This window comes from Salinicola sp. NYA28a, assembly GCF_976982775.1.
The window spans coordinates 1,222,613-1,246,595 of record NZ_OZ334582.1; the positions used below are offsets into that span (position 1 = coordinate 1,222,613).

The window sequence follows — 23,983 nt, forward strand, 5'->3', positions numbered from 1 at the left end:
TCCCCCGTGTTTCTGTCGCCTATCGGGTAAGTCCTGCTAGTCCGTCGGTTAGGTTGGTTTTTGTTGCATTGGTTCATAGTGTTTCAGACCGATTTTTGTTGAGATAGCGGCCAGTCACCACGGCCACGCAAGACGGCCGGCTCATCTATCTCAGGAAAACCGCAGTACATGATCCTTACCCTCAACCAGTTGGAACGTCACCTGTTCAAGGCGGCCGATATCCTGCGTGGCCGCATGGATGCCTCGGAGTTCAAGGAATACATCTTCGGCATGCTGTTTCTGAAGCGCTGCTCGGACGTCTTCGAGCAGCGCCAGGAAGAAGTACGCGAGCAGCTCGCGCAGGCCGGCAAGAGCGAGATCGACATCGCCAACGTCATCGAGATGCCGAGCTGGTACAAGGCGACCTTCTTCGTGCCGGAGCAGGCTCGTTGGCCCTTCCTGCTCAAAGAAGCCCAACAGGGCGTTGGCAATGCCTTGAACAAGGCGTTAGCGGGTCTGGAAGAGCACAACCCCAGTTTGGCCGGGGTGCTGGAGCATATCGACTTTACCCGCAAGGTGGGTTCTACCACGCTGCCGGACAAGAAGCTTCGCGATCTTATCGTTCATTTCAGCGAGTACCGCCTGCGCAACGAGGACTTCGAGTTTCCCGATCTGCTCGGTGCCGCCTACGAGTATCTGATTCGCGACTTCGCGGATTCCGCCGGCAAGAAGGGCGGCGAATTCTACACGCCGCGCTCGGTGGTCCGCATGATGGTGCGGTTGATGGATCCGCAGGAAGGACACAGCGTTTACGATCCATGTATGGGGTCGGGCGGGATGCTGATCCTTTCCAAGGAGTACCTGGAGGAACAGGGCGGCGATCCGCGCCGGCTCAACCTGTTTGGCCAGGAGGCTTCCGGCTCGGTATGGGCCATCGCCAAGATGAACATGCTGCTGCACGGCATCGGCTCCGCCGACCTGCGAAACGACGACACCCTGACGGACCCGCAGCATATTGTGGAAAACGGCGAACTGATGCGTTTCGACCGCATCCTGACCAATCCGCCGTTCTCCATCGGCTATACGGCCAGCCAGAACTTCCCCGAGCGTTTCCACTACGGCAGCGTGCCGGAAGGCGCCAAGAAGGCCGATCTGATGTTTCTGCAGCACATGGTCGCGAGCCTCAACGCCAACGGCCGGCTAGCCACCGTCATGCCCCACGGCGTGCTGTTCCGCGGCGGCGACGAGAAGCGCATCCGCGCCGGTCTGCTGGAGGATGACCTGGTCGAGGCGGTGATCGGCCTGGCTCCCAACCTCTTCTACGGTACCGGCATTCCGGCCAGCATCCTGGTGCTGCGGGCCAAGGGCGCCAAGCCCGAGGAGCGCCAGGGTAAGGTGCTGTTCATCAATGCCGACCGCGAATACTACGAGGGCCGCGCCCAGAACCATCTGCTGCCGGAGCATATCGAGAAGATCGCCAGCACCTTCGAGGCCTTTGCCCAGGAGCCGGGGTTCTCTCGCGTGGTGCCCATCGCGGAGCTGCGCGACAACGACTACAACCTCAACATCCGCCGCTACGCCGACAATACGCCTTCGCCGGAACCGCAGGACGTGCGCGCCCATCTGAAGGGCGGCGTACCGGTCAAGGAGATCGAGGCCAAGCGTGTTCTGTTCGACGCTCAGGGCCTCAATCCTATTGGGTTCTTTGCAGCGAAAGCGAGCGATCCTGACTATGTGGATTTCGCCGAGCGGCTGAACGAGAAGCGCGATCTCAAACCCGCCATCGAAGCGGATGCTGGCCTTGTCGCTAGGGAAGCCAAGGTGCTGGCGGCCTTCGAGGCCTGGTGGGCCGAGCACGGTGGCAGCATCACCACGCTTTCCGGCAGCGGCGGGCGTCTCACCCGACTGCGTGATGAACTGCTGGGCAGCTTCACCGCCGCGCTGGAGCCCACTGCCATGCTCGACCGCTTCGCGGTGCGCGGCCTCATTGCCGGCTTCTGGTTCGACAACAAGAACGAGTTCCGCACCCTGCAGGCCCGCGGCTGCCTCGGTGTGGTGGACGCCTGGCGCACTTCCATCAATAGCCTGCTGGAGGACGACCAGAGCAAGGCCAACCCGCTGGATCACCGCCTGGTTCACTTTCTGTTGGAAGACTACGTGGCCGAGCTGGAAGAGCTGGCCGCCCGCAAGGCGGAGCTGGATGCGCGGATCAAGGCCGCCGAGGCCAAGCCGGAGGGCGAAGATGGCGATGAGGCCGAATCCGATAGTGGCGAGGATGACGCCCCGACGCCGGAACAGATCAAGGCCTGGAAGAACGAACGTACTCAGGTGCGCAAGGCCCACAAGACCAAGGTGGCGAACTTCGAGACACGCCTGAACCAGGCCGTGGACGCCCTCGACGAGCCTGCCGCCGCCGAGCTGGTTGGCACCATTCTGCATAATGATCTAAAGGACATTCTCGAACGCCATATCCGCCAGCAGCGCCAGCAGGTGATCGCGGTCTTCGAGACCTGGTGGGATAAGTACCGGGTGACGCTGGGCGATATCGAGACGGAGCGTGATGCAGCCGCCAAGGAATTGCAGCAGTATCTGGAGGGGCTGGGGTATGTTTGAGCAGCGAGTCGATATGCCAAACCATGCCCAATGGCCGATAAACACTCTGGAGAACCTTTGTGAAGTGATTTCTCGGGGCAAGGGGCCAAGATATGTTGAGGCCAGCACTGTCAATGCTATTGGACAGCGCTGCATAACTGATCAGGGCTTTGACCCAAGCCTTTCACGGCCGCACGACGACAAGGTAATGAGCGGTCACCTTATCCCGGCTGGCGGTGATGTGCTCCTCAACTCGACGGGGACAGGGACAATTGGCCGGTCATCGGTATTCGATGGTCATGGCAAGTTCATCGTTGACAGCCATGTGACTCTTTTAAGACCACTAAACAAACAGGTTGATTCCGGGTGGCTAAACGAGCTGCTTCGAAACCCAAGGTTCCAGAGGCACCTGGAAGCCAACTGCTACACAGGCTCAACCAATCAACTGGAGCTTAGTCGCTCTCAGCTGATGAAAGCCTCGGTACCAACTCCTTCGCATGATGAACAGCACCTTATCGCCCGCATCCTCGACACCCTCGACACCCAGATCCAGAAGACCGAGGCGCTGATTGCCAAGATGGAGAAGGTCAAGGAGGGCCTGCTCCACGACCTGCTGACCCGCGGCATCGACGAGGACGGCCAGCTGCGCCCCAGTCCCGAACAGGCGCCGGAGCTTTATAAGGAGTCACCGCTGGGGGTGATTCCGAGGGAGTGGTCAATATCAAGCGTGGGGCGAGAGTTCGAGATCCAGCTTGGTAAAATGCTTGATGCAGAGCGCAACTCTGGACAAATGAAGCCCTATCTAGGAAATAAGGCAGTTCAATGGGGAGTCATTGATATAAGGGAAGTTGGTCAAGTTAGGTTGACTGACTCTGACGTTATAAAGTTTCGCCTTGTTCCGGGAGACCTGCTGGTCTGCGAAGGTGGTGAGATTGGGCGCGCTGCATTATGGGAAGGTCAGATGGATGAGTGCTACTACCAAAAGGCACTTCATCGGCTAAGATCAAAAAACAATCTATCTCCTAGATTTATGCTTCAAGTCCTTTTCCTCTGGGGGAAAAGAAGTACCCTCTCTGACTATGCGTCTCAAACAAGCATCGCGCACTTGCCCAAGGAAAAGCTGGAGATTGTGCCGGTCCCTGTGCCGAGCAAGCATGAACAGGAAAGCATTATCAATGTATTGCAATCACACGAACGGACATTGAAGGCCGAGTCTGAAGCGCTGTCTGAGATGCACAAGATCAAATCCGGCCTAATGGACGACCTCCTAACCGGCCGCGTCCGCGTCACCCCACTTCTCGACCAGGCCCAGGCCACTACCCCGGCATAGACCGGGGCTCTTACAACAACATCACAACACCAGAACCGCATCACACAGGGAACCACCATGACCACATTTCGCAGCGACAGCACATCACTCCCTGAACTGATCAAGGACATCACCACCGGCAAGATCCAGCTGCCCGACTTCCAGCGCGGCTGGGTCTGGGATGACGACCATGTGAGAAACTTGCTGGTCAGCATTGCCCGCTCTTTCCCGGTCGGGGCGGTGATGCTGATGGAAACCGGCGGCGAGGTGCGCTTCCAGACGCGCCCGGTGGAGGGGATCGACCCGAACACCGTCCCCAAGGATCCGGACTATCTGATCCTCGACGGTCAGCAGCGCCTTACCAGTCTGACTCAGGCGGTGGGCCTGGCCTCCCCGGTGGATACTCGCACTGCCAAAGGCAAGGCCATCAAGCGCCATTACTACTTCAATATACGCACCGCCTTGGAGGGCGAGGATCGGCTGGAGGATGCCGTGGTCGCGGTGGACGAAAGCCGCCAGAAGCGCAGCGATTTCGGTCGCAAGGTGGACCTGGATCTCTCTACCCGCCAGCGGGAGTGCGAACAGCTTTACTTCCCTTGTGACAAATTGCTATCGCCCAATGATTGGGCGAGTGACCTGTTCAAATACAATCAGGAGGCAATCGGGACTTACTTCGAGTTCCAGGAAAAGGTCCTCAGTGCCTTTTCCGCCTACCAGTTGCCGGTTATCGAGCTGAAAAAGGAGACCTCCAAGGAGGCGGTCTGCCTGGTGTTCGAGAAGGTCAACACCGGCGGTGTGCAGCTCTCGGTATTCGAGCTGATTACCGCGAGCTACGCCGCCGAGGGTTACAACCTGCGCGACGACTGGTTCGGCTCCGACATCCGCAAGGTGCCTTCGCGCAAGGCCCGTCTCGAGCAGCACGAATTGCTCAAGGACGTGCAAAGCACCGACCTGCTCCAGGCCATTACCTTGCTACACACCCGGGAGCGCAAGCTGGAGGACCTCAAGGGAGGCAGGACCGGCAAGCAGGTGCGGCCGGTCAGCGCCAAGCGCGCCTCGGTGCTGGACCTGCCGCTCGAGGCCTATCGTCGCTGGGCTGATGAGGTCGAGAAGGGCTTCGTCGAGGCGGCCCGCTTTCTGCTCAAGGAGTGCTTCTACAGTCGCCGCGAACTGCCCTACGCCACTCAACTGGTCCCCCTAGCGGCAGTGATGACGCTACTGGGCAACCGCTGGCGCGAGCCACGCATCCACGCCAAGCTCTCCCGCTGGTACTGGAGCGGGGTGCTGGGCGAACTCTATGGCGGCGCGGTGGAAACCCGCATCGCCTTGGACGTGGAAGAACTGATGCGCTGGTTCGAGGACGATACCGATTTGCCACGTACAGTAACGGATGCCTCCTTCGACCCGACTCGCCTGGAATCCCTGCGCAGCCGCCTGAGTGCCGCCTACAAGGGCATCAACGTTCTGATCCTGCGCGAGGGCGCCGAAGACTTTTTCTGGAAGGGCGATATCCAGGAGTTGGACAATCAGGGGGTCGAGCTCGATATCCACCATATCTTCCCGCGGGCCTGGTGCGAGGCGCAGGGCATACCGCCCCGGGTCTACGATGCGATCATCAACAAGACGCCGATCTCGTTTAAGGCCAACCGCATGATCGGCGGCGATGCCCCTTCGGCGTATCTGGCCCGCCTGCAGAACCACGAGCAGGTTCAGCTTGGCGACGAGGCGATGAACGCCATTCTCGAAGGGCATCGGATTCCCACCGAGGCACTGCGCGCCGACGACTTCGAGGTCTTCTATCAGCAGCGCAAGCGCCGGCTGCTGGAGATCATCGAGAAGGCTATGGGCAAGAAGCCGCTGGCGGGTACCGATGAGGAGGGGGAAAACTGAACCATGGCCACCAACCTCTCCCGTAGCCTGAATGCCCGCAAAGCCCTGATCTTCCGCATTACGCATCGAGACAATCTGCCATGGCTGCTGGCAAACGGGCTCTATTGTCGGTCGGCCGAAGAGCAGGATCGGGGCTTCGTCACCATCGGTCGTCAGGAACTGATCGACAGGCGGGCTACGCGAGAGGTGCCGGTGCCATCCGGCGGCATGTTGAGCGACTACATACCATTCTATTTCACGCCGCATTCGATGATGCTCTACAACATTGTCACCGGGCACGGCGTCCCCAGGCAGCCCGGGAGGATATCGTCGTGTTGGTAAGCTCGTTGCCACACCTGGAGCGGCTCGGCGTTGGCTTCCTCTTCACCGATCGGCATGCCTACCTGGCCAATGCCGAGTTCAGTCGTCGGCTGGAGGACCTGGCGGAATTCGTCCCCTGGCAGCTTCTGCAAACCAGCGACTTCAAGCGCGACCTCGAGAACCCCGAGAAGACGGATCGCTATCAAGCGGAGGCTCTGGTTCATCGCCATTTGCCTGTCTCGGCACTGCTAGGCATTGGCACGTATACTGACGAGGTGCGAGCCGCTGTCGAAACGCAAGCGGCAACCAACCACCTGGCTCTGAAGGTGGTTACACGACCCAACTGGTTCTTCCGATGATTGAGTATACCCGTGGCAACCTGTTCGAGGCCGATGTCGAGGCGCTGGTCAACACCGTCAACACCGTCGGCGTGATGGGCAAGGGGATCGCCCTGATGTTCAAGGAGGCGTTCCCCGAGAACTTCGCTGCCTATGAAGCCGCCTGTAAACGGCAGGAGGTGGTAACCGGTTGCATGTTAGTCACCGAGCGCGATGCTCTGCTGGGCCCGCGCTGGATCATCAACTTTCCTACCAAGCAGCACTGGCGTGCCAGGACACGGATGGAGTGGATCGATGCCGGCCTGAAGGACCTTAAACGGGCCATCCGCGAGCGGGGCATTCGCTCCATCGCCATGCCGCCGCTGGGCTGTGGCAACGGTGGGCTTGACTGGGAAACGGTGCGTCCGCGTATCGAAGCGGCACTGAGCGAGCTGGACGACGTTCGGGTGCTGGTGTTCGAGCCCACGCCTCAGTATCAGAACGTCGCCAAGCGCAGCGGTGTGGAGCAACTGACGCCGGCGCGTGCACTCATGGCCGAACTGGTGCGCCGCTACTGGGTGCTAGGTATCGAGTGCTCGCTGCTGGAGGTCCAGAAACTGGCCTGGTTGCTGGAACGTCACATTCTCGCCCATGGCCTGGAGAATCCTCTCCGGCTCGAGTTCCAGCCCCATCGCTATGGTCCCTATTCCGACCGGCTGCGGCATCTCCTCAATGGCCTGGATGGCAGCTACCTGCACAGCGAGAAACGGATCAACGACGCCTCTCCCGACGAGGTCGTGTGGTTCGATGAGTCACGGCGGGAGCGTCTCAACGCCTATCTGCGCAGCGCAGAGGCCATGCCCTATGCCGAGGTGCTGGAGGAGGTCGACGCCTTGATCGACGGTTTCCAGTCTCCTTTGGGCATGGAGGTGTTGGCGACCCTGGACTGGCTGATCAGTCAGGAACGTATCGAGCCCACCGTCGAAGCGATCAAGGAAGGGCTACGACACTGGCCCGACGATGTGGCTGGCAAGCGCAAGCTGCGCCTGTTCTCGGACCGCTTGATAGCGCTGGCGCTGGAGCGGTTGAGGGGCGAGGCCTCCACGACTCGGACAGTAACCGCTGTACAGTAATCCCCTTTTTGCTCTGTCGTGGCCCAGAGCTCGGCCCTGGGCATGACGAGAATTGGATTAACAGAACAAATAGTAAGGACGCCTTGGCATGGCAGGCCCCGAGTACGTAGAGGTCGAAAAGCCCTTCATTGACCAGTTGGTGGGGCAGGGCTGGGAGCATCTGGCCGGCTCGTTGGATGATCCGGCTGTCACTCATCGCGAGAACTTCGCCCAGGTGGTGATGGAGCCGCTGCTGCGCGAGCAACTGCGCAGGATCAACCTGCGTGACGGCGATCCCTGGCTCGATGAGCAGCGTCTGGATCAGGCGGTGTCGGCCATCACCCGGCTGCCGGCCAGCAAGGTGCTGGAGGCCAACAAGCAAGCCACCGAGCTGTTGCTGAGCGGCTTGCCCGTGGAAGGCCTCGATGGCTGGGACGGAGGCCGCGGCCAGGTTCTTCGCTATATCGACTGGGAAGTGCCTGCCAACAACATCTTCACGGTGGTCAATCAGTTCAAGGTGAAGTGTCCACCCGGGCACGATAGCGCCAAGGGCCATGTCATCCCGGACCTGGCGCTGTTCGTCAACGGTATCCCGTTAGTGGTAGTGGAGTGCAAGAGCCGCACCGTGCCGGAGGGCCTCAGCCAGGCGGTGGATCAGTTGCGCCGCTACCATGACCAGCGTTTTCTAGAAGGGGAAGTGGGAGAGCACGAGGGCGCACCTCTGCTGTTTGCCACCAGTCAGTTTCTGGTGGCGAGCAACTTCGACGAGGCGCGGGTGGGTACCATCGGTGCCCGTTTCGCCCATTACCTGAGCTGGAAGACGGTAGCGCCACAGCGTGAGGCGGAGGTGGTAATCGATCTCGGTGTGGCGGATCTTTCCGCCCAGCAACGCCTGATCGCGGGCATGCTGACCCGAGCCAACCTGCTCGATATCGTGCGCCACTACACTCTGTTCATGAACGCCGGCGGCCAGGAGATAAAGCTGGTATGCCGTTATCAGCAATATCGTGGCGTGACTCGAGCGGTCGAGCGGCTGAAGCACGGCAAGACGCGCCGCGAGGATGGCGAGAGTGATCGCCGTGGCGGTATCGTCTGGCACACTCAGGGTAGCGGCAAGAGCCTTTCCATGGTGTTCCTGGTGCGCAAACTGCGTACCGATCCGGTGCTGCGCCGCTTCAAGGTGGTGGTGATCACCGATCGCAAGGACCTGCAGGCCCAGCTCTCCGCTACCGCCGAGCTTACCGGCGAGAGCGTCGAGAAAGCCGGCAACACGGTCCGGCTCAAGAAGCTGCTGACCAAGGAAGGCCCCGGGTTGGTATTCGGCACCATCCAAAAGTACCGCGACCCGGATGCTGAGGATGAGAACGAAGGAGACGAAGTCAGCTATGAGGCTCCGGCTCCAGGAGGGCTCGATAGTGGGCGTCGCGACGCCGCTGAACCAGACGCCTCGAGAGGTAGTGCCACACCGAAGAAACCGACCCTCAGCAAGCCCTTCGAGGTGCTCAACACCAGCGAGGACATCCTGATCCTGGTGGACGAGGCTCACCGCACCCAGGCCGGCGACCTGCATGCCAACATGATGCGTGCCCTGCCCAACGCCGCACGCATCGGCTTCACCGGCACACCGATCATCATGGGCGACAAGAAGCGTACCCATGACATCTTCGGCGAGTACATCGATCGCTACACCATCAAGGAAGCGGAGCAGGATGGCGCCACTGTGCCGATCCTCTACGAGGGGCGCACCGCCAAGGGGGCGATCAAGGATGGCGCTAGCCTCGACGGCCTATTCGAGGACCTGTTTCGTGACCACAGCAAGGAGGAACTGGAGGCGATCAAGAAGAAGTATGCCACCAAGGGACAAATCTTCGAGGCGCCTCAACTGATCCGAGAGAAGGCCCGGGACATACTGCGCCATTACGTCACCCATATCCTGCCCAACGGCTACAAGGCTCAATTGGTGGCCTATAGCCGCCGTGCGGCGATGCGTTACTTCGAGGCACTGGAGCAGGCCAAGGCCGAGTTGCTGGAGGAGGCGTTATCGCTCTCTCCTGAGGACAAGGCTCTGGATGATACTCAGCTGCTGACGCGTCCGCCGCGGGTCAAGGCGGCGATCCAGGCCTGGCGCTACCGCAAGGTGCTGCGCGTACTGGAATTCGCGGCAGTCTTCAGCAGCGGCAACAACGACGATTCCGCCTGGGCCAGGTGGAGTGATCGCGCCGCCGTCGATAACCACATCAAGCGCTTCAAGAAGCCGCTGCCGCCTCTGGATGGGGCGGTACCCAAGGATCCTGCCAAGCAAGACCCACTGGCCTTCCTGATCGTCAAAAGCATGTTGCTGACCGGGTTCGATGCTCCCATCGAGGGGGTAATGTACCTGGACCGCTCACTGCGCGAGGCGGAACTGCTGCAGGCCATTGCCCGGGTCAACCGTACCGGCTATGGCAAGACCCACGGCATCGTTGTGGACTACTTCGGTGTGGCCAACCATCTCAAGGAGGCTCTGGCCGCCTATAGCGAGGAGGACATCGAAGGCGCCCTGCAGAGCCTCAAGGATGAGATCCCGCTGCTGCGCGACCGTCACTTGCGGGTGATCGATGTGCTGCGCGGTCTGGGCGTGGATGACCTGCTCGACACCGAGGACGCGGTGCAGGCTCTGGCGGACGAACGGGTGCGCGCCGAGTTCATGGTCAAGCTCAAGGAGTTCAACCGCAGCCTGGACGATGTGCTACCTCGCCCAGAGGGGCTGGAGTTCGTCAACGACGCCAAGCAGCTCGCCTACATCCATGCTCTGGCGCGTAACCGCTACAAGGACACCCCGGAACTCGGCCGCGACATCGGCAACAAGGTGCGCAAGCTGATCGACGATTACGTTATCTCGTTAGGGATAAACCCGCGCATCCCGCCGGTACAGCTCACTGACGCCGAATTCGACGACCACATCGGCCGGCAGGTAGGCGATCGTGCCAAGGCATCCGAGATGGAGCACGCGGTACGCTCCCACGTACGCAAGCACCTGGACGAGGACCCGGTAAAATATGGCCGCCTAAGCGAGCGCCTGGAGGAGTTGCTACAACAGCTGGATGGCCAGTGGGCCGAGCAGGTGGAAGCGCTCAAGACACTGATCCAGCAACTACGTGACGGCGCTGACGTCGATGGCGAGGCGATTCCCGAGATGCCTGCCCACGCCGAGCCGTTCTGGCGCGAGATGGTTGCCAGCGCCGGCCTGACGTCGGAGAGCCTGGATCCGGTTACCGCGCAGAAACTGCTCGATGCCACCGAGGAGGTGGTAGCCACGATCCAGCAGGAGATCGCCATCCCCGACTTCTGGAAGCCCTCGCATATCCCGGACCAGGAGGCACTGCACCAGCACTTGTTCACGACGCTGATGTTCAAGAGCATCGTGCCCCCCGAGCATGCCAGCGAGGCGGCGCAGAGGCTTCTCGATCTCGCCCGCAGCAACCACCACAAGCTGGTGAACGCATGATGCAGCTGTCCGTGGACGATCTCACCTTCGAGGTACGGGAGAGCTCGCGTCGCAAAACGCTCGAGATCACCGTGGATCGCGGTGGTGAACTGGTCATCGCAGCGCCCTTCGGGACCGAAGAGCAGTTGATACGCGACTTCGTGACTGAGAAGCGCTACTGGATCTACCAGAAACTGGCGCAGAAGGCGGAGAGTCGCCGGCTGCCACGCAAGGAGTTCGTCAACGGCGAGGGCTTCCTTTACCTGGGGCGCAGCTACCGGCTCAAGCGGGTAGCACTCGATGCACAGGACGCCCCGCTCAAGCTCGTTGCCGGGCGATTCCAACTGCGTGAGGACGAACTACCCTGCGCGCGCGAGCACTTCGTTCACTGGTACACCGCCCGTGCCACGGACTGGCTTACCGCCAAGGTGAATGAGCAAGCCAAACGCCTGCAAGTCGAGCCCGCCGGAGTGAAGGTTCAGGACCTCGGTTACCGTTGGGGCTCCTGCGGAAAGGGCAATCGGGTCTATTTCCACTGGAAGACCATTCTGTTGCCGCGCCATATCGCGGAATACGTGGTCGTTCATGAATTGATCCACCTTCACGAACCCCACCATACTCCCGCCTTCTGGCGCTTGCTGGAGCGAGCCATGCCAGACTATGAGCAACGCAAGAGATGGTTGGCGCGGCACGGCATCGAGGTGGAGGGTATTTAATCTGCCCAGGTTACTTCCTCAAGGCTTGCTTTATATAGAGTTGAGTCATGAACTCGCCTAAGGGTTTACCTTCTTTAGCTGCTTGCTGACCAGCTTATGGGCTTGGTGCTTTCCCGACGTTGCCAAGCGCCGGCGCTTTAAGCTCAAGTATTTGCCTTACTGTTTCGAGAAATGCTTTGTCTAAGGGAGAGTCGCAACCAACTTTCTCCCCCCACCGCTAAATCCCATTCCTATCCGGCTGACAATGCCGTTTAATCTGTCTCGATGTTTCGGTCGCGTGATTCACAAGTGGGAAATGGCAATGGACGATACGCCTAGGGGGATATGCCACGTTTGCCAGCGTCGATTCGAGACGGGCGCTCTCAAACCCTGGATTGCCGTGCGGCCAGGCGTGTCTGCGTTGATCGCCAGTGCGGCGCCCGGCTGGGAAGAGGGCAAGATGATCTGCCGCGAGGATCTTGCCAGGTTTCGCCATCTCTACGTCGAGCGAATGCTGGAGGAAGAGCGCGGTGAACTGGGCGAGCTGGAACACCAGGTCATCGAGAGTCTCAATAACAGGCAGCTCATCTCGAAAAACCCGGAGGACTTGCTGGACAGGTCCGCGACATTCGGGGAGCGCATGGCGGACCGGGTGGCGCTGTTCGGCGGTTCCTGGGCCTTCATCCTGACGTTCTCGGCCGTGCTGTTGGTGTGGGTCATCGTCAATGTGGGCGGGATGCTGGCCAAGCCCTTTGACCCTTATCCGTTTATCCTGCTCAATCTCGTACTTTCCAGCCTGGCCGCGATTCAGGCCCCGGTGATCATGATGAGCCAGCGCCGGCAGGAAACCAAAGATCGGTTACGGAGCGAGAACGACTACCGCATCAACCTCAAGGCTGAGCTCGAAATCCGGCAGCTCCACGAGAAGATCGATCATCAGATGGCTCAGCAATGGGATAAGTTAATCGAACTCCAGCAGATCCAGATTGAATTGTTGGAAGAGCAGAACAAGTAAAGACTAAATGAGTCGCTCATGTTCGGCGTTCGCTTGGAAAGTGATTAGATTTCAAATCTTTAACTTATTATTATCGTTTGAAGAGTCAGGCCCTTGGGTGATTGAGTGTGTTGGCAGGCTTCAGGTGACGCCATTATGCGACAATATTATTTTCAATAAAACATTTTGAAACAAAACTGGCAGCAATACTTGATTCATATCAATTTATTTAATGCCGACAAGGTCCACAGTGGATTCCAACGCTAGGAAGGCGTTTTGGACAGGGACGAACGCTGCAGGATGCGGCGACACAGGGACGGACGGCAGGACGCCGTTATGAGTTAGCAAGGACGAGCAGCGCTTGGGGGAGTCGGCCAACCGACTCCCTTTCTTCGTTGAGCCTCCGTTATTTTTCTCCTCACCCGTTGCTACCATCACGTCCGTGGGCGTCATTCTGGTAATCATGTTCTTCGTCACGTCATCGGGTTCCGGATCGTTGGTCATCGATTCCCTCACGGCAGGCGGGAAGACGGATGCATCGGTTTCCCAGCGCGCTGCGCCGGCTTTGGTGTTTCTCCCCGTCCTCCGTCAAGATCGCATGGGTCGCCCGGTTGGCTTCCAGGAAAGAGGTTCAGGCCAATCGGGAAACGTATTGAAACAAATCTGGCGACCATACTTGCCGTGGATCAAGTTATCGAGTGCCGATGAGGTCCACAGTAAAGGTCAACGTCAGGAAGGCGTTTTGACAGGGACGAACGCTGCAGGATGCGGCGACACAGGGATGCACGGCAGGATGCCGTGGTGATTTGGCAAGGACGAGCAACGTTTGGGGAGTCGGCCAACCGACTCCCTTTCTTCGTTGTGTTTTTCTTCGTTGTGTTTTTCTTAGTGCGCCTTCTTCGCTGGGCTTTTCTTGGTGGCGCCTTGCGTCGATTGGCATCTACGTTCCCCGGGCCGTGACCGTCGGCAGTGAGCAGAGAAATGATGGATTGGATTTCCCAGAACAGCTCCGCCATCACGGCGCTGACCAGTCTATGCACGCTGTTGGTATGGCTCTTCTATGCCCAGTTGCTTTACCTCAACTTCAAGCGGCAACGCCAACCCAAGATCATCATCAATCGTGGCTTTGGCCGTACGCTGCAGGCGCGTTGCGTCATCAGCAACATGAGCCCCGAGCCGATTTTTATCGAACATATCATCGCGATCCTTCATACCGATCAGGGCGCGATTTCCCGCGATCTGATCGATTTCGAGGAATCGACCGCCGGCCAGGGCGAAGCGGATCGGCTGGTCGAGACCACGCGGCAGGGGCCGATGCTCTCCGGCAGCTACAACCACATCGGTTCCTTCCGCGACATCATCGATCGCGTTCTGCGTTTCCATGACCTTCCGTCCGAGGATTTCCGGGCGACCGATGGCCGTACGCTGCAGGCGATAGAGCTGCGCGTCATCGCTGTCTATGGCAGTGAGGATTCCCCCGTCGGGGCTTCCCGAACGTTCGCGCTGACGATGAGCTCGGAAGGGGAAGTTCTGGTGCCGACCCGTCTCGATACTCGCCGGTACGCATCGAGACCGAAACGGCGCGAAGTTCGCCGGTGGATGCGAGAGCAGGACGGCTAGGCAACCGAAGGCATGAAATAGCGATACGTCTCGTTCCCGGCTTTGGGGGATTGGCGAAGCGTTGTCTTGGTCAGCCGCGTGTTCAGGGGGCTTGTTCAGGGGGACGTATTCAGGAGTGGGCGTGGCGGCTCGCGGCCTGTCTTTGGGCTTCCAGCGTGCCGAGCAAGGCTCCCGCCGGCAGGTGAGTCGCCCTTGCGGCGCCGGTGCCGGCCCATTGTGCTCCGAAGCCGCTTTCGCCTCTGGCCCTGGCGGCGGCATTCAGCGCCTTGCCGAGATCGTAGGCGCAAGGGTAGGGGGCAATGTCGCCCAGCGCAGCGTCTTCGGCCCAGGCGGTGAAGCGATTGACGAGACAGCGCGCCGGACGGCCGGAAATGGCGCGGGTCATCACGGTGTCGGCGCGGGATGTCAGCCGAGCGCGGTAGGCCTCGTCGGCGGCGCTTTCCGGGCAACCGATGAACGCCGTGCCCAGTTGGGCCGCTGCCGCGCCCCAGGTCAGCGCCTGCTGAACGTTGGCGCCATCCATCAGCCCGCCGGCGGCGATGACCGGCAGCGCAATCTCGCGAACGATCTCGCGGGTCAGCGCTTGGGTCGATCGCTGTTCATCCGGCGCCGAGGGATCGAACACACCACGATGGCCGCCCGCCGCCCAGCCTTGGGCGACGACGGCATCGAGCCCGCTGGCCGCGATCTGGCGCGCCTCCGCAAGCGATGTCGCGGTAGCGATCAGCCGGCATCCCGCTTGGCGCAGCGCTTCGATCTGCGCCGGCCTGGGCAGGCCGAAATGAAAGCTGACCACGGCAGGGCGGGTTGCCAGCAGCACCTCGAGCATCGCGTCGCTGGTCTGGAAGGGCGCGTAGATCTCTTTCAGCGTTTCCGGCGGTGTCGCGTCGAAGCTGTCGAACAGCGGGCGGGCCCGTTCGATCCAGCGTCGTTCTCGCGCGCTGTCACGCACCGCAGGTGCATGGCAGAAGAGGTTGACGTTGAACGGCCGAGAAGTCAGCGCCTGCGTTTCCAGAATGGCCCGGTGCGCTGCCTCTGGTGTCGAGGCGCCGAGCCCGAGGCCGCCCAAGCCTCCCGCATTGGAAACCGCCGCCGCCATGGCCGGCGTCGCAACGCCTGCCATGGGTGCCTGAAGAATCGGAATCTCCAGGCCGAGGTCATCGAGGAGTCCGCTAGACATGTCTGTTACCTCCGTCGTTGTGGTGACCGGGTCCGTAGCCGTTCAGGCCTTCAGCGGCTGCAAGGGGCCGAAGCACTCGTAACGCCGGTCATCGGCTGCCACGCCTTTCGCTTCCAGCATCTGGTCGACCTTCTGCATCATGGGCAGCGGGCCGCAGAAGTAATAGGTCGCGTCCCAGCCGCCGACCCAGCGCTCCAGATCGTCCGCTTCCAGCTCGCCGCCTTTCACCGGATTATCGTCGCTGAGATCCGCTTCCCGGGGTTCGCTGAAGCAGATGTGCAGCTCGAAGTTCGGGTAATCCCTGGCCAGCGCTTCCAGCTCGCTCGTGAAGGCGCGCAGCCCGCCGTGGCGTGCGGCCTGGACGAAGGTCACCGGCCGCGAGGCGGAGGCGTTCAACGCGGCATGGGCCATGGAGATCAGCGGCGTGATGCCGACGCCACCGGCAATGAAGACCAGCGGTTTGTCCGCCGGCGCCGGCAGCTCGAGCGTGAACGCGCCGCAGGGCGGGGAAAGCTCGATACGGTCGCCCTTGGCCAGCCCGTCGTGAATGCGGTTCGAGACATCGCCGTTCGGCGCGTCGTCATCCCCCAGCTCGCGCTTGACGCTGATTCGATAGGCGGACGCCCCTGGCGCGTTGGAAAGGCTATAGTTGCGCATGGCGGTGTTGCCGTTGGCGTCCTGCAGGCGGATCGAGACATACTGCCCCGGCAGGTGGGCGGGCGGCGTGCTGCCGTCTTCTGGCGCAAGATACAGGGAGACGATGTTGTCGCTCTCGATCTGGCGTCGCACGACCGTGAATGGCTTGAAGCCCGCCCAGCCCTGCTGTTCGCGCTGCTGGGCATAGATGGCCTGCTCGCGATCGATGAAGACCTGCGCCAGTTCGCCGTAGGCGGCGGCCCAGGCATCGAGAATGTCATCGGTGGCCGCATCGCCCAGCACTTCCTGGATCGAGGCCAGCAGGTTCTCGCCGACGATCGGGTAGTGCTCCGGCTGGATCGTCAATGAAGTGTGCTTCTGGGCGATCACTTCGATGGCGCTAGCCAGCGCCGAAGGGTCTTCGATGTGCTGGGCGTAGGCCAGAATGGCACCGGCCAGGGCGCGCTGTTGGCCGCCGGAGCGCTGATGCGCGGGATTGAAGTAACGCTTGACCTCCGGGTTATGCTCGAACATTCGGGCATAGAAGTGGCGGGTCAGTGTCTCGCCGTGCTGCTGGAGCACCGGAACGGTCTGCTTGATGACATCGATCTGGGCGGGAGTGGGCATGCTGTTTCCTTTTTAATGAGTATTTAGGATACCTCTTTAAATAAGAGTATCATTTACCAAATTATGACTGTCAAGCGCTGATGAAACTGACGACACACACCGATTACGCCCTGAGACTGCTGATCTATCTGGCGGTGAGAAGCGAAGAGATGCCGGCCACGGTACAGTCGGCCGCGACACATTACGGCATTTCCGCGCACCATCTGGCCAAGGTCGCCCAGACGCTGGTGCAACTGGGTTACGTGGTGAGCCTGCGCGGGCGGGGCGGCGGTCTGCGACTTCAGTTGCCCGCCGAGGAGATCAACATCGGCGCGCTGGTGAGACAGACCGAGAACCTGGAGTTGCTGGAGTGCTTCGGGCCGAACTCCACCTGCCCGATCGAGCCAGGCTGCCGGTTGAAGGGCGTGCTATGGAAAGCCCAGCAGGCGCTTCTGGCCGTGCTGGACGGCTACGTGCTGGCCGATCTCGTCGAGAATCGTCAGGAGTTGCGGGTGCTGCTGGGCAGCCCCGGCTGAGCCGCACGCCCGTGACACAACGGCGAGCGCGGCCGCTTACCGATTGACATCCACCACCAGCCGGCCGCGAACGTGGCCGGAGAGCAGATCACCTGCCGCGGCAATCGCCTCCGACAGGCCGATTTCGGTGGTGGTCTGTTCGAGCCGGTCAAGGTCTAGCTCCGTCGCCAGGCGGGACCACGCCTCGGCCCGTTCCGTGTGGGGCCGGTAGACGCTGTTGATGCCCAGCAGCGACACGCCTCGCAGGATGAACGGCGCGACGGTGGCCGGGAAATCCATGCCCTGGGCCAGCCCGCAGGCCGCGACCAGCCCGTCGACCTGGGTCTGTGCGCAGGCGTTGGCGAGGGTATGGCTGCCGACCGAATCGATGACGCCAGCCCAGCGCGCCTTGTCGAGCGGGCGGCCCGGTTTGTCCAGCTCGGCACGCGGCAGAATCTCGGCGGCACCCAGACGTTCCAGATAGCCCCGCTCCTCGACGCGCCCGGTCGAGGCGATGACGCGATAGCCCCGTCGCGCCAGCAGCATGACGGCGAAACTCCCCACGCCGCCGCTGGCGCCGGTGACCAGCACGTCGCCGCTCTCCGGCGTGAGCCCGTGCCGCTCCAGCGCGATGAGGCTGAGCATGGCCGTATAGCCCGCGGTGCCGATCGCCATGGTCTGACGCAGGTCGAGCCCATCGGGCAGGGCGGTCAGCCACTCGGAGCGCACCCGCGCCAGCTGCGCCAGCCCGCCCCAGTGCGTTTCACCGATACCCCAGCCGTTGATCAGCACGCGGTCGCCCGGTCGCCAGTCCGGGTTGTCGCTCTGTTCCACCGTGCCGGCCAGATCGATGCCGGGCACCATCGGGAATTGCCGAACCACCGCCCCCTTGCCGGTGATCGCCAGGGCGTCCTTGTAGTTGAGCGTGCTCCATTCCACCCGGACGAGCACATCGCCCGGCGGAAGCTCGTCCGTTTCCAGTCGAGACAGCACCGCCTCGGATGAGTTGTCTTCCTGCTGGCTGACCAGGATGGCGTTGAACATGATTCTCTCCTCGAATGAAATCGGGCATCAGGGGACGGGCAAACGGCGAACGGTGAACGGCGAACGGTGACGGAGGGGCGATTACCGCCGATCCAGCGCCGGGGCGCACAGGATGATGAAGCACGCCAGGATCCCCAATAGGCAAAAAGCATAGTGCAGTGTAATGAAGTGGGCGGTGAATCCGATCGCCGGCGGGCCGAACAGCATGGCGCCGTAACCCAGCGTGGCAACGCTGGCGATCGCCACGCCCGGCGGCGTCTGCGGGTCATTGGCGGCGCGGGTGATCGCCAGCGGCATGATCAGGGCATAGCCCACGCCGAGCAGCACGAACCCCGCCAACGCCGTGTACAGGTTGGCAAACAGCACGGCCAGCAGCACGCCGGCCAGCGCCGAGGAACCGGCAAACCGCGCCGCCTGAGTCGGGCCGAGGATCGATATCACGCGGTCGCCGATGAGCCGCATGATCACCATCGCCATCGAGAAGACGGTATAGCCGAGCGCGGCCTGGGCCTCGCCGGCGGCAGTGACGGAGACCAGGAAGAGCGCGCTCCAGTCCGCCATGGCGCCTTCACCGATCGACGCGCACATGGCGATGATCCCCACCCACAGCAGCGGCCCCTTGGGCAGCGGAAACAGGCTGCCGCCGGGTGATCGGGGGCGGGTTTCGGACTGCCAGCCGATATGGGCGAACCGGCTGGTAACGGCGTAGAGCAGGACGGCAAAGACCGTGAAATGGACGACCAGGCTCAGGTCGAGCTTGACCGCCAGGTAACCGGCGGCGGCACCGAGACCGGCACCCAAACTCCACATCGCGTGAAGCGACGACATCACCCGCCGGCCGATGTAGCGCTCGGCCTCGCCGGCCCAGCTGTTCATGGCGACATCCATGGAGCCGTGAGCGCCACCGAACAGAAAGAGCGCCGGGGCCAGCAGCCACAGATTGGGCGCCAGTGCGATCAGGATCAGCGCCAGCGCGTAGAAGGCCGCGATGGCGAGCGTCGTGCGCGCGGCACCGAACGTGTCCGACGCGCGCCCGGCCAGCGGGAAGGAGACGATGGCGCCCAGTGCCAGCAGCAACAGCAGCAGCCCCAACTGGCCGCCATCGATGGCGTTCTGCTGGACGACGCTGGGGATTCGCGAGGCCCAGGCGCCGAAGAGCCCGCCGTTCAGCACGAAGGCGGCCGCCACGGCGAGCCAGGTTTTACGGGCGCTAGGCATGAACGAGCTCCACTTGCGGGTCATTCGACGCGGTTCAGGAAGAGATCATTGTAGCGTCCGAATGGAAGCCGCCGCTCGGCCCATCGAACCAAAAACAGCCGAACCAAAAAAAGCCGCTCGGGGAGAGCGGCACACAGGGAACAGACCACTAGAACAACTCGAACCGGATGGAGGCGGGCGCACAGAGCAGAAAGCGGCGGAGGACATCGAGCCCGACGTTCATCGTGACCGCGGCTGCGACTCGTCTCTCGACCAATCGGGCATCAAGCCGCTTTCGTCGGGGACAAAAGACCTCCCTCATGCGTCATCTGGATCATCATGCCCAGCGACAGACTCAAGGCATGCAACCGATAGTGCCGAGAATGAAACCCGCTGAGATAATCCCGGGTGCCAATGAACTCGTCGCATGCAAGGCAGGTGATCTCATCCCAGTCCTGATCGCCGTCACTGGAAAGCGCCTCGGAACAACCGCATCGCGGGCAGGAAATATCATGTTTCATGGATAGCCTTCCTTGGCTTGTTACCAACCCATCATCCTGATCGGTCTATGTGGGGGCATATACCGTAGGGTCAGGCGGCTGGTGCCTCACCCCGCGCCGGCGATCCTTGCCGACAGAACGATAATGGCACGCCGCCAAAACTTGTACAAGAAAGTTTTGGTGTACAGGGTAAAATCAAGACCGCGCCAGGGCCATGAAGCGCCGCAACGAGTGAGAAAGGCTTATTGGGAGAGGGTGATGAGGGGCGAAGTTGTACAGCTCGCTCGGTGGTTGGTGGCCGAACCGGTTTGGAGCGTGCGGCTTGGCTGCCGGCGAGTGTGTGCTTCGGTAGAGGTTGGCGGCGACATGACGGCAGTGATGATGGGTACGGGGCCCATCAGGATTTCATTTTATAAAGTAGGCCATGGTTTTTAAAAAATTTGATTTTTCCCATTAGCATAATATACCAAGAGCTACACCACGGGTTCTGGATAGCTCTTCATGTTGCTAACCGAATGATGTCAATCAGGCGTGAGGGCTGGCCCCTCACGCCGAGAGCAGACATTCTAACTAGCCCATATAATGCTAAGTTTCACAAAATATGAGAGTGACAGCAGAAGTTTCGTAGTAGCGCTTCGGCTATAACGTTTTTACTAACTGCACATTCTCCGCGATATTTCTTCTAGCTCTGGCAGCCCTAAGCGTTCACTAGCCCAACCTTCAGCAAATGGTATAGTATTTGATTTAGGTAGCTGTTCTTTCCTCAAATCCCTAACTCTGATTCTGGAAGGTAGGGCAGCCCCCTCGCCAACAAAAATTGCTTCCTGCTGAGATAATATTGGCAGTGCTCCAACCATGCCAGATAACCCATCCGGTAAAAAACGTGCAACATGTTGTTGATCAGCTGAATTGGTAAGTCTTAACACTACCCACGTTCCACACTGTGATATAACCGTGCTGTCAACATCAGCGGGTCTTTGGCTAACCAGCATTAGTCCAATTCCATATTTTCGTCCCTCTCTCGCAATACGCCTTATTGCTCCTTGGGCAGCTGCGTACTGAGCTTCGCCATGATCAGGAACGTATCTATGAGCTTCTTCACATACTAAAAGAATTGGGTCTTTTTGCTTTTCTAGTTGGTTCTGAAAAACCTTGTATTGAAAAAGGAGTCTCGCGATTAGTGCGGCAAGAGGGCCTGCGACTTCATTAGGTAGACCCGAAATATCGATAATGCGAATGTCTTTTTTTTCCTGCGTAGGCGTTCCTACAAATTGATTCAAAACGTGATGTAATTTGGTGTCTTCGTCGTCACCTACCCAGCACTTCATCATGAATGAAAGGCGAGTATCTCTGCGAATAACTTTAAGTTTGTCTAATACAGAAGGGACAGGAGACTTTCCTAATTCACTGGCAGTCATAGTTTCATGGGTTTTTGACTTAGGGTTGAATCTACCTCCTTGTATAAATCTTAGATGGCATTCGAATTCTTCTAGGCAAAATGGTCTAGGCTTGTCTCGGTCAAATTCCAGTATGTCTGTGATATCTTTGCCTTCACAAATATTTGGATCATCCAAGTTCTCTAAATGCTCAAGTGTATCTGTGCCAAACTCCCTGGGACAAGGTTTTACGATTCCTGCTGCTACCATTCTTGCATGGGCTAGAGCTTTTTGAACTACATTATTTTGACTTGTGGCACTCCATTCAGTTTTTCCAATTATTAGGTTAGTGAATTCATCGCTAGACATTAACCAGTAGGGTAGTTTTATTTCTTCTTTTTCATCTTGGTCTGCCGCAATATTGTATGCTCGATATTGGACTGCTCGGTCTCTAAATGCGGAGCTATATTCGCCATGAGGATCTATAACTACTATCTGAGGCGATAGTTCTGTTTCGTTATTTCTGTGTGAGAGGACACTGTGAATTATTGCTGCTACAGTGCCAGATTTCCCCGATCCTGTGGATCCCAGTACAGCGCAATGCATGCCGAACATTTTGTTGATATTCGCTCTGCAAGCCGTAGACTCAGATGCGCTATAGACTGCGAAAGGAACTAGTGGGTCTATTTTATCGCTTCTTTCACCTTCTGCGGAACGGTAGACATTAGCGACTTCTTCGTTTGTTAACAGAAAAACCCCTTGCTGAGGTAATGGATAGGTTTTTATTCCTCGCTTGAATGTTAGCTTAGCTTCAGAAGTGTTCCAGCTACCTTCGGCCAGCAATTGAACTTCCATTACACGCTGATCTGTCTCAGCACTAATTGGTTTGCCAGCCTCTATTAGTTCTTCTGACCGCATTCTGAGCATTGTTACTAAGCCAAAAATTATTTTTCGGCCATAATGGATTTTAACCATGCTGCCTATTTGGCCAATAGGGTATACTCGCCCATTAAAAGTTCGGGATAATTCAGATATCTTGTCGGATATCTCAACCTTTATGTTAGTTCCAGAGACTTCAACGACTTGGCCTATCTTTAATTCATCAGTTGGTGTGAACATGCTCATACTCCGCATCCATTTTTCAAAACTGATGTTACGCCTCTAAATGTCCACCAGTAATCATCTTCGGCTATTCTTTTTGCCGGTTCTTGATCGGCAATATATAGGCCATGCAAGGAGGCAATCATTATTCTTTGGCCAAAGCTTGAGTTGCGCCATTTCTCTAGGCATTCTGGGATTTCGTGTCGGCATTCTAAGAATGCCAAGAGAACAGTTTTGTTTTCTTCTTTAGACAAGGCGAATTCTATTTCATTATTTATATGGTCGTCTCCGAAGCTATAGCCGCAGACAACTAAAACGTTGCTCTCTGTTGAGTTTAGAGACTTTCTGAATAAGTCAAATTGTGAAGAAAATGGATCCTGTTGTGTGGCAATGTATTTTGTAGCTTGAGGGTAGATTAGGACTCTACGGTCAGTTTTTGGGTGGCGGTCATTACTCCTGACTCGCCATACATAAGTACCTGATCTAAAGTTTTCGTGTAATATCCATGCCAGGATTTCTGACACGGACAGAACCATGGAAAAACGCTTCGTTGCCCCTCTCACTGAACCTGAACAACAGACGCTGACCTCCGCCTATCACCATGGCGAGAAGCGCGCTCTCCGTCGTCGGGCGCATGCCATTCTACTGAGTGACCAAGGCCATACTATTAACCAAATCAGTGAGATACTTCAGGTTCGCCGCGATGCCGTATCACGATGGTTCAAGCAATGGGAAGTGTCCGGTTTTGATGGTCTCATCGACAAACCGCGTAGTGGACGAACACCCGCCCTCGATGAACACGATCACAAGCGACTGCAAGCGTTGGTAGCCGAGCATCCCCATCAGATTCGCGCCTTACAGGCTCGCTTTCAAGAAGAGACCGGCAAGTCTGTCGCCACGGTGACACTGCGCCGGGCGTTGAAAAAAAAAATGGTCATAGCTTCAAGCGCATTCGGCATTCACTCAAGCCCCAGCGTGACGAAACGGACTTTCGCAAAACGCAAGGCCTGATGAAAGCGCTTCACGAGCAAGAGGACCAAGGCGAGCACGAGCTCTATTACTTTGATGAATCAGGTTTTTCACAAGCGTCGTCGGTGCCGTATGCGTGGAGCCCTATCGGCAAGCCCTGGGAAGTCACTGCCTACTCCCGCAGCCGAAGGCTAAACGTGCTGGGATTCTTAAGCCGAGCCGGAAAACTGGTCTATCACACGACAACCGAGACAGTGACCACGGAAACGGTCATAGAAGCGTTTGACCAGTTTGTGATCCAGAAGGATCCAGACACCTTCGCTGTTGTGGTGCTCGACAATGCCAGCATGCATCGCTCCAAGGCCTTTAGGCGCAAGAGGGTGGAGTGGATGTCGCAACGTGTGCATCTGATCTATCTGTCTGCCTACTCACCAGAGCTGAATCTGATAGAGATTCTGTGGCGGCAGATGAAGTACACCTGGCTGCCCTTGAGTGCCTATCTCTCGTTTGAACGTCTACGTGAAGAGGTACACCGCTTACTCGGTGGTTACGGAACTGATCACGCGATTAATTTTGAATAGGCAC

20 protein-coding genes are annotated in these 23,983 nt (G+C 59.0%); 13 read left to right on the plus strand and 7 right to left on the minus strand.

The genetic code is table 11. The features are described 5' to 3' along the window. Positions 1–168 precede the first annotated feature (168 nt). The 11 genes from ACWHY3_RS05565 to ACWHY3_RS05615 all read left to right on the plus strand — a co-directional run bounded on the left by ACWHY3_RS05565 (position 169) and on the right by ACWHY3_RS05615 (position 14,274). Positions 169–2,592 carry an N-6 DNA methylase gene (locus ACWHY3_RS05565; RefSeq protein WP_448127785.1) on the plus strand — a complete coding sequence of 808 codons (2,424 nt, stop codon included), beginning with the start codon at positions 169–171 and terminating at the stop codon, positions 2,590–2,592. Beyond that, the gene (locus tag ACWHY3_RS05570; protein ID WP_448127786.1) at positions 2,585–3,901 is read left to right on the plus strand and encodes a restriction endonuclease subunit S; all 1,317 of its coding nucleotides are present in this window, start codon (positions 2,585–2,587) and stop codon (positions 3,899–3,901) included. Before ACWHY3_RS05565 ends, ACWHY3_RS05570 begins: the two co-directional genes overlap by 8 nt. A gap of 57 nt (positions 3,902–3,958) precedes the next feature. After that, complete coding sequence (locus ACWHY3_RS05575) at positions 3,959–5,770, plus strand: GmrSD restriction endonuclease domain-containing protein (RefSeq protein ID WP_448127787.1); 1,812 nt, start codon at positions 3,959–3,961, stop codon at positions 5,768–5,770. 3 nt (positions 5,771–5,773) lie between these two features. Next, on the plus strand, positions 5,774–6,091 hold the full coding sequence (locus ACWHY3_RS05580; protein WP_448127788.1) for a DarT ssDNA thymidine ADP-ribosyltransferase family protein: 318 nt from the start codon (positions 5,774–5,776) through the stop codon (positions 6,089–6,091). Continuing rightward, positions 6,082–6,429, plus strand: a complete 348-nt coding sequence (locus ACWHY3_RS05585) for a DUF4433 domain-containing protein (protein ID WP_448127789.1) — start codon at positions 6,082–6,084, stop codon at positions 6,427–6,429. Before ACWHY3_RS05580 ends, ACWHY3_RS05585 begins: the two co-directional genes overlap by 10 nt. Next, complete coding sequence (gene darG / locus ACWHY3_RS05590; RefSeq protein ID WP_448127790.1) at positions 6,426–7,520, plus strand: type II toxin-antitoxin system antitoxin DNA ADP-ribosyl glycohydrolase DarG; 1,095 nt, start codon at positions 6,426–6,428, stop codon at positions 7,518–7,520. Before ACWHY3_RS05585 ends, darG begins: the two co-directional genes overlap by 4 nt. Before the next feature lie 88 nt (positions 7,521–7,608). Then, positions 7,609–10,986 carry a type I restriction endonuclease subunit R gene (locus tag ACWHY3_RS05595; protein WP_448127791.1) on the plus strand — a complete coding sequence of 1,126 codons (3,378 nt, stop codon included), beginning with the start codon at positions 7,609–7,611 and terminating at the stop codon, positions 10,984–10,986. Further along, positions 10,983–11,681 (plus strand): M48 family metallopeptidase, encoded by a 699-nt coding sequence (locus tag ACWHY3_RS05600; protein WP_448127792.1) that lies wholly within the window; start codon positions 10,983–10,985, stop codon positions 11,679–11,681. Before ACWHY3_RS05595 ends, ACWHY3_RS05600 begins: the two co-directional genes overlap by 4 nt. Before the next feature lie 301 nt (positions 11,682–11,982). Then, positions 11,983–12,675, plus strand: a complete 693-nt coding sequence (locus tag ACWHY3_RS05605) for a DUF1003 domain-containing protein (RefSeq protein WP_448127793.1) — start codon at positions 11,983–11,985, stop codon at positions 12,673–12,675. A 340-nt stretch (positions 12,676–13,015) separates the two neighbouring features. Beyond that, positions 13,016–13,459, plus strand: a complete 444-nt coding sequence (locus tag ACWHY3_RS05610) for a BCCT family transporter (protein WP_448127794.1) — start codon at positions 13,016–13,018, stop codon at positions 13,457–13,459. A 179-nt stretch (positions 13,460–13,638) separates the two neighbouring features. After that, the gene (locus ACWHY3_RS05615) at positions 13,639–14,274 is read left to right on the plus strand and encodes a hypothetical protein (protein WP_332780409.1); all 636 of its coding nucleotides are present in this window, start codon (positions 13,639–13,641) and stop codon (positions 14,272–14,274) included. Positions 14,275–14,383: 109 nt separating this feature from the next. Here the strand turns inward: ACWHY3_RS05615 and ACWHY3_RS05620 are convergent, their stop codons facing one another. Further along, a complete protein-coding gene (locus tag ACWHY3_RS05620) occupies positions 14,384–15,454 on the minus strand; it encodes an NAD(P)H-dependent flavin oxidoreductase (RefSeq protein ID WP_448127795.1) in 1,071 nt (356 codons plus the stop codon). A 42-nt stretch (positions 15,455–15,496) separates the two neighbouring features. Next, the gene (gene hmpA / locus ACWHY3_RS05625; protein WP_448127796.1) at positions 15,497–16,717 is read right to left on the minus strand and encodes an NO-inducible flavohemoprotein; all 1,221 of its coding nucleotides are present in this window, start codon (positions 16,715–16,717) and stop codon (positions 15,497–15,499) included. An 80-nt stretch (positions 16,718–16,797) separates the two neighbouring features. Here hmpA and ACWHY3_RS05630 point away from each other — a divergent pair, with 80 nt between their 5' ends. Next, a complete protein-coding gene (locus ACWHY3_RS05630) occupies positions 16,798–17,232 on the plus strand; it encodes an RrF2 family transcriptional regulator (RefSeq protein ID WP_448127797.1) in 435 nt (144 codons plus the stop codon). Between the two features lie 36 nt (positions 17,233–17,268). Here ACWHY3_RS05630 and acuI read toward each other — a convergent pair whose 3' ends face one another. The 5 genes from acuI to ACWHY3_RS05655 all read right to left on the minus strand — a co-directional run bounded on the left by acuI (position 17,269) and on the right by ACWHY3_RS05655 (position 22,953). Further along, positions 17,269–18,255 carry an acrylyl-CoA reductase (NADPH) gene (gene acuI, locus ACWHY3_RS05635; RefSeq protein WP_448127798.1) on the minus strand — a complete coding sequence of 329 codons (987 nt, stop codon included), beginning with the start codon at positions 18,253–18,255 and terminating at the stop codon, positions 17,269–17,271. Between the two features lie 81 nt (positions 18,256–18,336). Next, entirely contained in the window at positions 18,337–19,473 is a 1,137-nt protein-coding gene (locus ACWHY3_RS05640) for an MFS transporter (protein WP_448127799.1), read from the minus strand. Between the two features lie 263 nt (positions 19,474–19,736). Then, positions 19,737–19,973 carry a hypothetical protein gene (locus ACWHY3_RS05645; RefSeq protein ID WP_448127800.1) on the minus strand — a complete coding sequence of 79 codons (237 nt, stop codon included), beginning with the start codon at positions 19,971–19,973 and terminating at the stop codon, positions 19,737–19,739. Between the two features lie 632 nt (positions 19,974–20,605). Beyond that, positions 20,606–22,447 (minus strand): ATP-binding protein, encoded by a 1,842-nt coding sequence (locus tag ACWHY3_RS05650; protein WP_448127801.1) that lies wholly within the window; start codon positions 22,445–22,447, stop codon positions 20,606–20,608. Positions 22,448–22,449: 2 nt separating this feature from the next. Next, a complete protein-coding gene (locus ACWHY3_RS05655; protein WP_448127802.1) occupies positions 22,450–22,953 on the minus strand; it encodes an SIR2 family protein in 504 nt (167 codons plus the stop codon). 10 nt (positions 22,954–22,963) lie between these two features. Here ACWHY3_RS05655 and ACWHY3_RS05660 point away from each other — a divergent pair. Then, positions 22,964–23,979 (plus strand): IS630 family transposase gene (locus tag ACWHY3_RS05660; RefSeq protein ID WP_144408607.1). Its coding sequence is split into 2 segments (ribosomal slippage): positions 22,964–23,350 and positions 23,353–23,979, totalling 1,014 coding nucleotides; the frame shifts between segments, so codons are not numbered across the junction. Positions 23,980–23,983: the final 4 nt, after the last annotated feature.

Coding starts and splice junctions, on each gene's coding strand:
- ACWHY3_RS05565 (WP_448127785.1), top strand. CDS start 169: ATGATCCTTACCCTCAACCAGTTGGAACGTCACCTGTTCAAGGCGGCC.
- ACWHY3_RS05570 (WP_448127786.1), top strand. CDS start 2,585: ATGTTTGAGCAGCGAGTCGATATGCCAAACCATGCCCAATGGCCGATA.
- ACWHY3_RS05575 (WP_448127787.1), top strand. CDS start 3,959: ATGACCACATTTCGCAGCGACAGCACATCACTCCCTGAACTGATCAAG.
- ACWHY3_RS05580 (WP_448127788.1), top strand. CDS start 5,774: ATGGCCACCAACCTCTCCCGTAGCCTGAATGCCCGCAAAGCCCTGATC.
- darG (WP_448127790.1), top strand. CDS start 6,426: ATGATTGAGTATACCCGTGGCAACCTGTTCGAGGCCGATGTCGAGGCG.
- ACWHY3_RS05595 (WP_448127791.1), top strand. CDS start 7,609: ATGGCAGGCCCCGAGTACGTAGAGGTCGAAAAGCCCTTCATTGACCAG.
- ACWHY3_RS05600 (WP_448127792.1), top strand. CDS start 10,983: ATGATGCAGCTGTCCGTGGACGATCTCACCTTCGAGGTACGGGAGAGC.
- ACWHY3_RS05605 (WP_448127793.1), top strand. CDS start 11,983: ATGGACGATACGCCTAGGGGGATATGCCACGTTTGCCAGCGTCGATTC.
- ACWHY3_RS05615 (WP_332780409.1), top strand. CDS start 13,639: ATGGATTGGATTTCCCAGAACAGCTCCGCCATCACGGCGCTGACCAGT.
- ACWHY3_RS05620 (WP_448127795.1), bottom strand. CDS start 15,454: ATGTCTAGCGGACTCCTCGATGACCTCGGCCTGGAGATTCCGATTCTT.
- hmpA (WP_448127796.1), bottom strand. CDS start 16,717: ATGCCCACTCCCGCCCAGATCGATGTCATCAAGCAGACCGTTCCGGTG.
- ACWHY3_RS05630 (WP_448127797.1), top strand. CDS start 16,798: ATGAAACTGACGACACACACCGATTACGCCCTGAGACTGCTGATCTAT.
- acuI (WP_448127798.1), bottom strand. CDS start 18,255: ATGTTCAACGCCATCCTGGTCAGCCAGCAGGAAGACAACTCATCCGAG.
- ACWHY3_RS05640 (WP_448127799.1), bottom strand. CDS start 19,473: ATGCCTAGCGCCCGTAAAACCTGGCTCGCCGTGGCGGCCGCCTTCGTG.
- ACWHY3_RS05645 (WP_448127800.1), bottom strand. CDS start 19,973: ATGAAACATGATATTTCCTGCCCGCGATGCGGTTGTTCCGAGGCGCTT.
- ACWHY3_RS05650 (WP_448127801.1), bottom strand. CDS start 22,447: ATGTTCACACCAACTGATGAATTAAAGATAGGCCAAGTCGTTGAAGTC.